The following is an 11261-nucleotide window of genomic DNA, read 5'->3' on the forward strand; positions in this document are numbered from 1 at the left end:
CGTCTTAGTCGTAGTTAGTCATTAGCTTGCCGGAACGTTGCGACGCGCGGCGGTGAATATACATTGTGAAATCGCGTACGGGATAACGACCAACCAATTAAATAGCAATTTTCTTAAAGTAGGAGGATGAATAGATGTTTCTTCAGAACAGTCAGAGGAAGATTGAAGAAGAATTTTTGAAATTAACAGAGAAGTTTGGGGCGGACAGGGAGCCGCTGAAGACGATTTGTGAGAAACTGGATGGGTGCGGCAGAGATCTGGGGCTGGCAATGAAGTATTTGTATGTGACCGCGCCTTATAGTGATCTTGTGAATTATACTTTTGAGGAGATTCAGGATTTCGCAAGTCATGGGCTGTTTCTTTATAATACGCTGGACAGGGTGAAAGAGCTGCCGGAGGAGATGTTTTTGAATTATATTCTGGATCACAGGGTGAATGAGGAAGAGGTACTTCCGTGTCGAAGCTTTTTCTGGAATGAGTTGAAGGATAGAATTGAAGGAAAAAATGCGAAAGATGCGGCAATTGAGGTAAATTACTGGTGTGCGGAGGAAGCTACTTATCATAGTGGTGATGACCGTACACTTCCGGCACTTACGGTATATCGAAGAGGTTACGGACGCTGCGGTGAGGAGTCTGTTTTTCTGGTAAATGCACTTCGCAGTGTGGGAATTCCGGCGCGGCAGGTGTATGTGCCAAGGTGGTCCCACTGTGATGACAACCACGCATGGGTGGAGCTTTGGTGTGACGGAAAATGGTATTTCACAGGCGCATGTGAGCCGCTTATGATCCTGAATAAGGGGTGGTTTACCAATGCTTCTTCCAGAGCAATGATGGTGCATTCCCGCCTGTTTGATCTTTTCCCGGCAGAAGGGGAGGATGTGATCGGCAAAGAAGGTGCAGCGGTTATGTTGAACCAGACTACGCGTTATGCCAGGGTGAAAACTGTTTCTGTAAAAGTGACAGATAAAGAGGGCGCGGCTGTAAAGGGCGCTCAAGTGCAGTTTCTGGTGTTGAATATGGGAGAGTATTTTCCTATTGCAAAGGCAGAGACAGACGAGAAGGGAACAGTTTCCTTAGTGACGGGTTTGGGAAGTGTGAGAGTTCTGGCATTCCTTCCGGGGATGGAAGGCTTTGCACAGGCAGATCTGGATACCAGAGCGCAGGATGAGATTTCCCTGATTCTTACTGGTGAGACTGTGGAAGCTGAGGATTGGAGAGCTGTAGATGTAATTGCGCCAGTTGACACCCCGGTGAACCCGGACATGCCTACCCAGGAGCAGAAAGCAGAAGGAACCAGACGACTGAATGAAGCAAACAAGATCCGCAAGGAGAAGAAAGAAAATTGGGTAAATCCGGAGCTGACCGCTTTTCTTGCAGGAGGCGATGAGAAGGAACTTCGTCAGGCAATAGTGGATGTGCTTTCAGAGAAGGATCATACAGACTGTGTTTGCAGGGTGCTGGAAGAGCATTTGGAATATGGAAAGATATATGCTAAGGAGTACCGAGATCTTGTTTGGGATGTTAACGGCACTGCTTGCGGCGAGAAGAATTGTAAAACTGAAAAATCTGTGGCATATACAGGCGTTTCTGGTGCTGAGAATGGCTATAACCTCTATATCAATTACGTATTAAATCCCCGTGTGGAGGACGAGCTTCTTCGTCCATACCGAAAAGGCATTCTCTCCTTTTTTACAGAAGAGCAGAAAGCCGCTTTCCGCACAAATCCGGCAGAAATCTGGAATTATATCCAGGTGCACATCACTGCCTACCCGGATAACGAGCGCGAGACCGTAATGGAAACTCCATACGAATGTCTGGTATCTGGAATTGGTACCGAGCGTTCCAAGAAGGTACTTTTTGTGGCAATCGCCCGTACACTGGGAATTCCGGCAAGATTGAATCCAGATAATAAGGTAATGGAATATTGGGTAAAAGACCAGTTTGTGTCCGTTTTGAAACAGCAGAAGGGTGGCGCAGTTCTCACACTGAAAAAAGAGGCTGATGCTGTATGGAACTACTATCAGAACTGGACAATGGGACGTCTGGTTGGAAATGAATTTGTTTCCCTGAATCTTACCGGCAGAAGCTGGAAGGGGGATACTCTGGAGCTTGCATTGATTCCAGGAATCTACCGGATTATCACCACCAACCGTCTTCCTAACGGAAATCAGTTTGCATGGGAGAAAACATTTACGATAAAAGAAGGCGGACAGAGAGAAGAAACCTTGCGTCTCCGCGAAGCTCAGCTTGGCGATATGCTGGAGCGTATTTCCCTTCCGGAGTTTGAAGTAAAAGATTCTGCCGGAAACACAGTAACCTGCGCTGAGTTAACCAAAGGCGGCAAGAAAATTCTCATGTGGCTGGAAGAGAGCCGGGAGCCTACGGAACATATTTTGAATGAAATGCTGGAACATGCAGAAAAATTCCACGAATTTGAAAATTCCATCTCCTTCATGATTCGTACTCCGGAAGCCAAGCAGGATCCTCTTCTGGCAAAAGTGCTGAAGATGTTCCCGAATGTTTCCATCTATTACGATTCCTTTGAAGAAAACATTGAACTTCTGGGAAGAAGAATGTACGTTGATCCAGACAAGCTTCCGCTAATTCTGGTAACTAATGGCGAGTCTGTAGGGATTTATGCAACCAGCGGCTATAATGTTGGAACTGGCGATATGTTGATCCGTATTATGGAAGAAGTGCCGGAAGTATAAATTGCATTTAAAAGAAGATATAGTAGTTTTTGAAGTATATAGTAGAATTTCTAAGAAATATAGAGATGGTTTTCTTTGTGCTCTAGAGGTGCGCAGCAAAGCATAATAAGGAAAATTGCAAGGCCTCTGAATGTAGCGCATTAAATAGGAGTAAATCGGAAGCCATCTCTAAATGGAGTAAATTATGAATAAATACACAGAAATTCACCCAAATGGACAACGCGCGTATCAGTTTGTAGCTGACACGGCATACGTCCGTGAATCCGGCACTAAGGGGGAGCACAAAGCAGCTGAATACATTTTGAAGGAAGCGGAGCAGGCAGCAGCCCAGACGGGAAAGTCTGTCTACATTCAGACACCCCGCATGGAATTTTTCCAGTGTCCGGATTTTCAGCAGAAAAAGGCAGAGCTGGTAATCTGCCAGCCTTATAAGAAGGCTTATCCGGTGCGTGCCTACCTGAATGGCGCCTGCACCCTGGAAGAGGGCATCACAGCACCATTTCTCTTCGTGGGAAAAGGAGACGACATCAGTCTTTCCAAGGCAAAAGGGGCAGTTGTGCTGGTCTGCGATCCTATTCGTGAAGATATGATAAATAAAATAAAAGCAGCAGGTGCACTTGGCTTTGTAACCATATGCGGCACGCCGCTGGATCAGGGGGAAGACCGGATTCCAACCCAGTACCGCCGCAAGGCAGGTGATCTTCCAGGCGCATCTATCCATTATCTGGATGCAGTGGAAATCGTGGAGAAACAGGCATCCAAGTGCTGCCTGAACATTCAGCAGAGCGAGATTTCCCGCAATTCCGCCAATGTGGCAGTACGCATTCTGGGAACTGATTTTCCAGAAGAAATCGTTACGGTAACGGCTCATTATGATTCTGTTCCGGAAGGCCCTGGTGCATATGACAATATGTCCGGCGGAGCCATGGTGATGGAAGCTTTTCATCATTTCGCAGAGCACAGACCAGCCAGAACTATGGAGTTCATCTGGTTTGGCTCCGAGGAAAAAGGTCTGGTTGGAAGCCAGAATTATGTGAAATCCCATGAAGGAGAAATGAGCAGCCATGTGTTTAATCTGAATGTAGACCTGGCAGGGCAGCTCCTGGGAGGAAACGTTCTGGGAGTAACTGCAGATCCGACTGTCTGTGCAGAACTGAAAAACCTCATGGAAGAAAATCAGCTGGGTGTTACCATCAAAAATCAGGTCTGGGCCAGCGATTCCAATACTTTCGCATGGAAAGGTGTGCCAGCGCTTACCTTAAACCGTGACGGCTTTGGCATGCATACAAGACACGATACGGTAGAATATATTTCTCCTCGTGCACTGGAAGAAGGGGCGAAAACTCTCTGCACAGCAGCTGCATGGGTGGCAAACGAGCCAGAGCTTTCCTTTGAACGGGAAATTCCAGAGGATATGAAGAGAGAACTGGAAAAGTATTTTGCCTAATGTTACAGGAAAGGACATTATAAAATGAACAAAGTAATCGAAGAAAGAACAAAACGTACCGAATGGTACCGTGACGCCCGTTTCGGCATGTTTATTCACTGGGGACTTTATGCAATCCCTGCCAGAGGAGAATGGGTGCGCAGCGTGGAGCAGATTCCACATGAGGACTACTGCCATCTCACAGAAGAGTTCACAGCTGAGAATTACAACCCAAGAGAGTGGGCGCGTCTTGCGAAAAAGGCAGGCATGAAATATGCTGTGCTCACAGCCAAACACCACGACGGCTTTTGCCTTTTTGACACCAAACTTACTGACTACAATTCCATGAATGCAGCCTGCCACAAAGACCTGGTAAAAGAGTTCCTGGAGGCATTCCGTGCAGAAGGAATCAAAGTAGGTCTGTATTTTTCTATTATAGACTGGCGCCACCCGGATTTCCCACACTATGGGGATATGCACCATCCAATGCGCAACCATCCGGAATGCTCCAATGAAAACCGCGATTTCGACCGCTATCTGGAATTTATGTTTGGGCAGATCAAAGAGCTTCTTACCAATTATGGTAAGCTGGATCTGATGTGGTTCGACTTCTCCTACGGCGATATGAAGTGCGACAAATGGAAAGCCCAGGAGCTGATTTCCATGGTGCGTTCCATCCAGCCCTGGCTGATCATTGATAACCGTCTGGAGGGCAGTGCTGAGGATTCCGGTTCTATCCTTACTGCAAATCCTACAGAATATTCCGGCGATTTCGCATCTCCGGAGCAGATGATCCCACCAGCAGGAATCCGCAATGAGCTGGGTGATCCGGTACCCTGGGAAGCCTGCCTGACCCTGAATAACAATTGGGGCTACTCTTCCAGTGACCGTCATTATAAATCAGCTGAAATGGTCATCCACATGCTGGTTGAGTGCGTCAGCAAGGGTGGCAACCTGCTCCTGAATGTAGGGCCTGATGCAAAAGGTCGTATTCCGAAGGAGTCTGTGAAGATTCTGGAAGAAGTAGGAGAGTGGATGGACGAGAACTCCAAGAGCATCTACGGCTGTGGCTATGCTGAAATCGATAAACCGGAATGGGGCCGTTACACCCGCAACGGAAATAAGATCTACGCCCACGTTATGGAGCCCCAGGCAGGAGCAATCCCTCTTACCGGAATTCACGGTAAGATCAAAAAACTCCGCCGTCTTTCCGACAATTCCGAGGTAAAGCTTACGGATTACTGGAACCTGAAGGAATACTCCCAGAATCAGTTCTTCTTCCTCAACGCTGACACCTGCGACAGCTACCCGCTTCCGGATGATCGGGATACGGTTGTGGAAGTAACACTGGAAGAAACTGAAGAATAAGCAGATATAAACAGAAATAAACAGAAAGGGACTGCCGGGAAATGGCAGCCCCTTTTTGAATTTATAAGAAAGCCCATCTCTGGCACTTTCCTGAACCGAGTAGTGTTTATACGAAAGCTAGAGCGTGTTTGAAAAATCATTCCCGCAAATTGCGACGCACATCTTGCAGAAAGCCTTTTATCCAATACACTCTAAAGTGAAAGTCTATTTTTTACTCTTTAAAACATTTCGCACGATCATACAAATGAGAATGGTAACCACCATATCTGGCAGTGTATTTCCCACAGGAATATCAATTCTCATTAAAATTCGGTACAGCACAAATCCGATCACCCAGATTACCGCATTTGTTATGTCAACCGATTCGCCCAGACTGTCAGCACGTTTCAGCAGGAAGAAGTCTGCAATCTGAATGGCGATCATCGGTGCAAATACAGAACCGATGAGGTACAGGAAATCGGTAATGTTGTCCATTGGATATACAATTGCAGCAATTGTTCCGATGATGGTTACGGCAATTGCGGCATATTTTCCATTAATTTTGGAAAATACAGATTCAGATGAAATTCCGGCGGAGTAAGCATCCAGGAATGTGGTGGTAACAGTGGAAAATACAATGATCAGAAGGCCTGCAATTCCCAGTCCGGCTTTCACCATAATCTGAGCAATGTCGGATTCACCGGTATAAATCGCTGCACCCATACCGATTACATACATCCAGCAGCTTACAAGACCGTAAACAATAGAGCTTACAGCAGTTGCTTTCACTGGCTCCTTCGCCTCGCGGGTATAATCACTGATCAGCGGCAGCCAGGACAGTGGCATTGCAACAGAAAGCTCAACCGCAGCACCAAAGGACATGGCTTCCTCGCCAATGGCAAGTGCAGTCCCGCCATCAAAGAAGATGAGCTTGCAGAGTACCAGTGTAAGGATAAAAAGTGCTGCCATAGCGATGGTGTTGATTTTTCCAAGGTTTGTGATGCCGATAAAAATCCACAGTACGATCAGTGCACCGATTACCAGACACCATACCCAGCTTCCGGTATGTAACACACCGTTTGCGGCCAGAGCTCCGTCGTAGATCATAATGGCAGTCCAGCCAACCAGCTGAAGTACGTTCAGGAAGGAGAAGAAAATCCCGCCTTTTTCCCCAAAGCTCATTTTTACGGTTTCCATTGCACTGCGGCGTGTTTTTCCGCCAATTACTCCGGCGAGGAAAAGCATGGTACAGCCAATAATATGTCCGATGATAATGGCAAGAAGACCTTTTCTAAAGCCAAGTGAGGCAAAATAGGTTCCAGTGAGGATTTCCGCCAGGGAAACACCAGCGCCAAACCAGATCAGGCCGTTTTCAAAAATGGAAGTACGTTTTTCGGTCATGTTATTTCGCCTCCTTATCTGGTGTCGGTTTTACGGTTGAGAGTTCAGAATCTGCAGTGACAGAGGCTGCTTGTTTTGCTGACACGCCTGATTCCCCATTTGTGAAGACAGCGGCTTCTGCCGTAATCTCGTCATGTGACAGTGTGAATTCATTTTTTATTGCAAATCCGTGATCCATAGGACCACTGCCTTTTCCAAGATCCAGCATAGCAGCAAGTGCTCCGGAAATATATTTCTTTGCCCTCTCCACGGAAGTATCCAGGTCAAATCCCTTTGCCAGATTAGAAGCAATGGCACTGGATAAGGTACATCCTGTTCCGTGAGTGTTTGGATTGTTGATCCGCTTTCCCTGGAACCATTTGTAATTGCCTTCGCGCCACAGAAGGTCATTGGCGTCATTCAGCTGATGACCACCCTTGCAAAGCACTGCACAGCTGTATTTCTCCCCGATGGCAGCAGCGGCTTTGATCATATCCTCGGCAGTTTCTATTTTCATTCCGGACAGAACCTCTGCCTCCGGAATATTCGGTGTCAGGACTGTGGCCATTGGAAGAAGCTGACTTTTAAGGGCTTCAATGGCTTCATCATTGATCAGCTTGGCTCCGCTTGTAGCGACCATAACCGGGTCTACTACAATGTTCTTTGCTTCATACTGGCGAAGTTTTTTCGCAATGGTTTCAATCAATGCGCTGGAAGATACCATTCCAATCTTCACTGCATCCGGATAAATATCTGTAAAAATATTATCCAGCTGGTCGGCCAGAAATTCTGGCGTTGCTTCCATAATACCTGTTACACCGGTAGTATTCTGTGCGGTAAGTGCGGTAATCGCACTCATGGCATATACTCCATTGCTGATCATTGTCTTGATATCAGCCTGGATACCGGCGCCTCCGCTGGAGTCACTTCCAGCGATTGTTAATGCTGTTCTCATAATTTTCTTCCTTTCTCTTGGCCTTGTTTGAAGCAGTTTCCACGAGTTATGAGTTATAACGTGAAAAAATCTTTTTACAAACCGGCACTGTTGTTATGTATGCATTAATTTTATATAGCGTCCGAAAGTGGTGCCCCCAGCCGAACGCTGCATTGCTGCCATATGAAAAAAGAGACACCCCAATGAGGTGTCTCCGAAAAAAATCAAACCCATGATGACTTCCTACGGCGGCATTATCCGCATCAGGTAAAAGGGTCGAAATTCACAATTTCCTCTCAGCCTGTGTACAAGCTCCCCTGTTCTTTTGTTATTATAGTAATAATGGGAAAAATTGTCAATAAGGTGTTGGAATACAATAAATACCAAGCGTGAAAATCGTTTACGCTAACTCCACAACCAGCACCTGATATCCATGCAGCTTAACTAAATTTCCATCCAGAACCATATCCGGGTAGTTATTGATCAGCACCTTTTTGCATTCTGATGGAAGTGTAATTTCCTGCTCATCCCACTGATAATTGCCAACCACAAGTAAAGTTTTATCTCCTTTACGGTAGTATGCCATTAAATTATGCCGGTCTTCCATAAAGGGCTCCAGAGCACCATACACAACGGTTTCTTTATATTCCGGATCCTTGCGAAGAGCGATCAGTTTCTTATAGAAATTAAGTACGGAATTTGGATCAATCGTCTCTTTTTCCACATTAATTGCGGTATAATTGGAATTTACCCGAAGCCACGGTGTACCAGCTGTAAATCCGGCATTTTCCTCACCAGTCCACTGCATGGGGGTACGGGCATTGTCGCGGCTGCGGCGGGCAACAGCTTTCAAAGCTGCTTCCGGGGTAAGTCCGGCGTCAAGTGCAACTTTATATTCATCCAGAGTTGAAATATCATCTACCTCGTCAATTGATTTGAACGGGATATTTTCCATGCCAAGCTCCTGTCCCTGATAAATAAAGGGAAGTCCACGAAGCATGAAATTCAATGCTGCCAGCATTTTTTTGCTTGTGTCACAGCAATCACCTTCTGGAATATAGTGACTGACACCGCGAGGCTCGTCATGATTCTCGATAATATTGGAAACGAATCCGAAATCCCCCATTTTGGCCTGTGTCTCAAAACAGCAGCGCTTGTAGTCGTCAGGTGTGATTTCTTTGCAATCGTACCAGCCTTTTTCAGAACCTCCGAAAATGGTTTCGTTAAAGTCGAACATAGAAGAAAAATAACCATTGTTTCCAATAAAATCCGGGAGCTCTTCGTCTTTTGCGTTGAAAACCTCACCTACGGAAAAAGCATCGTGAGGCTTGAAGGTGCGGTCACGCATTTCTCCAAGAAATTCTCCGATTCCGGTAGCTTCCTCCAGCATTTTATTAATGCTGCAGAGTCCGTCCTCACGATCAGGCTCATAATCATGCATAGGAAGAGCTTTTTTGATATTAATGATAGCATCAATGCGGAAACCGCCAAGACCCTTGTCCAGCCACCAGTTAATATTTTTATATACTTCCTCACGGAGCTCTGGATTTTCCCAGTTTAGGTCAGGCTGCTTTTTATGAAAAACATGAAGGTACTGTTTGTTGGTGCCAGGCAGATCCTCCCATACCGAACCTCCGAAATAGGAGCGCCAGTTAGTAGGAAGCTTACCATCTTCTTTGTCTCTTAAATAGAAGAAACGGCCGTATTTTCCATCCGGATCTTTACAGGCTTTTTTAAACCATTCGTGCTCATCAGAGCAGTGGTTTACAACCAGATCCATGACAATATACATGTCCCGCTTCTTTGCTTCTGCGATAAGGCGGTCCATATCCTCCATAGTTCCGAATCGCGGGTCAATGTCGTAATAATCGGAAATATCGTATCCCTGGTCGGCAAGAGGGGAGCGATAGCAGGGGGAAAGCCAGACAATGTCAACCCCCAGCTCCTTTAAATAATCCAGTTTCTCAATAATTCCCGGCAGATCGCCGATTCCATCACCGTTTGTGTCATAAAAGCTTTTCGGATAAATCTGATAGGCTACTTTATCCTGCCACCATTTTTTTTTCGTGCTATTCATTTATGTCTCCTTATATATAATGATTATCTTTGAACTAAGTACATTATACATACATGAAAAAGAAAATACTTCCCTTAATTTGATTAAAAAATACGAAATTTTGACCAGAGATTGTTTGGAAAATCATTTCGTACATAGGGGGGTGCAAGCGTGTTTTATAAGGAAGGATTCTCAATCCCCTGGCTGTGTTTCCGATATTGCAGAGGTGTGGTTCCTGTATATTTGCGAAATTCTCTGAGAAAATTCCCCATATTGTTATAACCACAGTCCAGACATATCTCGGTCACTGGAAGACTGCTGTCTTTTAATAAACGTACTGCCTGGCGGATGCGATATTCATTCAGGTATTCTATGGGAGACATGCCGATTGCTTTTTTAAAAAAACGGCAAAAGTATTGCTCATTGAGTCCGATCAGGGATGCCAGATCGCGGATATAAATTTTTTCCTGGTAATGGTCGCGGATGTAAGTGATTGTGGTTTTTATGGTCTCGACCCTGTGGTCATCAGATTTTTCAGTCTGGGAAAAAAGCTGGCGATTGGAAAAATCTGCAAAAATATTTAACAGGGAAGCCTTGATCAGAAGCTGATCTGCCAGGCCGACAATGGCATTTCCAGAAGCGCGGAATAAATTTATATGTAAGGAATCATGAAGCTCTTCCAATTGTTCAGAAAAGCTGCAGCGGTAAAATGCGTTAGTGATGTTCTGGAACTGCTCCTTTATAATAGGAAAAACAGGATGGTTTGCAGAAATACATCTTGGAAAAATCAGACGTCCGTTTTGCAGTGGCTGGACAAGCTGAGTCTGAACCGTATCGTAAAAAGGAGAGCAGAGCAGTTCCGGTTGGAAAACGACAGCGTATTCCATGGAGACTTCTTTTGAGCGTGCACGTATGCTGTGCAGTTCGCCGGGATTAATAAAATAAAAACATTCTGAAGATACATCAAATGTTTCCATATTAATATCTAAGGTGAAGGTTCCACCGGGAAAGTAAATAATCTCGACCTCCTCGTGCCAATGGTGCTTGACCAGGATTCCGTGTCCGCTTAGTTTTAAACGGTAAAAAGCACAGGGAAAAGCCTGGGAGCCATGAGGATTTGTTTCTTTTAATGCTGGTGATTGCTGTTGATACATAGAAACCTCCAAACTGGGGAAAGGGTATAAAATAATGAATTTGTTATATGTATTGACGCTATCATGTCTGAGGGCGAAAGTCAATGATTGAAAATAATGTTATAAAAAAATATAAATTTTTTTGTAAAAAGTGCTTGACGATTCCTTGCGATAGTGGTATGGTAAACAAGCTGTCGCAAGGAATTGCTTCTGAAATACTGAAAAATAAAATAGTTTTCAGAAAATTCAAATTAACTGTTGACAATCGACTGAA

At 45.2% G+C, this 11261-nt stretch carries 6 protein-coding genes, 1 pseudogene and 1 riboswitch; of the genes and pseudogenes, 3 read left to right on the top strand and 4 right to left on the bottom strand.

Translation table 11 applies throughout. The features are described 5' to 3' along the window. Positions 1 to 134 precede the first annotated feature (134 nt). The 3 genes from AB5618_RS20645 to AB5618_RS20655 all read left to right on the top strand — a co-directional run bounded on the left by AB5618_RS20645 (position 135) and on the right by AB5618_RS20655 (position 5505). On the top strand, positions 135 to 2711 hold the full coding sequence (locus AB5618_RS20645; protein WP_148463618.1) for a transglutaminase domain-containing protein: 2577 nt from the start codon (positions 135 to 137) through the stop codon (positions 2709 to 2711). 184 nt (positions 2712 to 2895) lie between these two features. After that, positions 2896 to 4158 carry a M28 family metallopeptidase gene (locus AB5618_RS20650; RefSeq protein ID WP_148463617.1) on the top strand — a complete coding sequence of 421 codons (1263 nt, stop codon included), beginning with the start codon at positions 2896 to 2898 and terminating at the stop codon, positions 4156 to 4158. Positions 4159 to 4182: 24 nt separating this feature from the next. Continuing rightward, entirely contained in the window at positions 4183 to 5505 is a 1323-nt protein-coding gene (locus AB5618_RS20655; protein WP_148463616.1) for an alpha-L-fucosidase, read from the top strand. 204 nt (positions 5506 to 5709) lie between these two features. Here the strand turns inward: AB5618_RS20655 and cytX are convergent, their stop codons facing one another. From cytX to AB5618_RS20675, 4 genes and pseudogenes are all read right to left on the bottom strand, one after another. Next, positions 5710 to 6885, bottom strand: coding sequence for a putative hydroxymethylpyrimidine transporter CytX (cytX, locus tag AB5618_RS20660; protein ID WP_148463615.1), 1176 nt, complete (start codon positions 6883 to 6885; stop codon positions 5710 to 5712). Between the two features lie 145 nt (positions 6886 to 7030). Next, a pseudogene (gene thiD / locus AB5618_RS20665) lies at positions 7031 to 7819 on the bottom strand (bifunctional hydroxymethylpyrimidine kinase/phosphomethylpyrimidine kinase); the annotation flags it as partial. A 202-nt stretch (positions 7820 to 8021) separates the two neighbouring features. Continuing rightward, positions 8022 to 8127, bottom strand: a riboswitch (TPP riboswitch). A 71-nt stretch (positions 8128 to 8198) separates the two neighbouring features. Beyond that, entirely contained in the window at positions 8199 to 9875 is a 1677-nt protein-coding gene (locus AB5618_RS20670) for an alpha-glucosidase (RefSeq protein ID WP_148463613.1), read from the bottom strand. A gap of 155 nt (positions 9876 to 10030) precedes the next feature. After that, a complete protein-coding gene (locus tag AB5618_RS20675; protein ID WP_118584253.1) occupies positions 10031 to 11008 on the bottom strand; it encodes an AraC family transcriptional regulator in 978 nt (325 codons plus the stop codon). Between the last annotated feature and the right edge of the window lie 253 nt (positions 11009 to 11261).

This window comes from Ruminococcus sp. J1101004sp1_RTP21198st1_B9_RTP21198_201120, from assembly GCF_040924245.1.
GTDB classification, from domain to species: domain Bacteria; phylum Bacillota; class Clostridia; order Lachnospirales; family Lachnospiraceae; genus Blautia_A; species Blautia_A faecis.

Coding starts and splice junctions, on each gene's coding strand:
- AB5618_RS20645 (WP_148463618.1), top strand. CDS start 135: ATGTTTCTTCAGAACAGTCAGAGGAAGATTGAAGAAGAATTTTTGAAA.
- AB5618_RS20650 (WP_148463617.1), top strand. CDS start 2,896: ATGAATAAATACACAGAAATTCACCCAAATGGACAACGCGCGTATCAG.
- AB5618_RS20655 (WP_148463616.1), top strand. CDS start 4,183: ATGAACAAAGTAATCGAAGAAAGAACAAAACGTACCGAATGGTACCGT.
- cytX (WP_148463615.1), bottom strand. CDS start 6,885: ATGACCGAAAAACGTACTTCCATTTTTGAAAACGGCCTGATCTGGTTT.
- AB5618_RS20670 (WP_148463613.1), bottom strand. CDS start 9,875: ATGAATAGCACGAAAAAAAAATGGTGGCAGGATAAAGTAGCCTATCAG.
- AB5618_RS20675 (WP_118584253.1), bottom strand. CDS start 11,008: ATGTATCAACAGCAATCACCAGCATTAAAAGAAACAAATCCTCATGGC.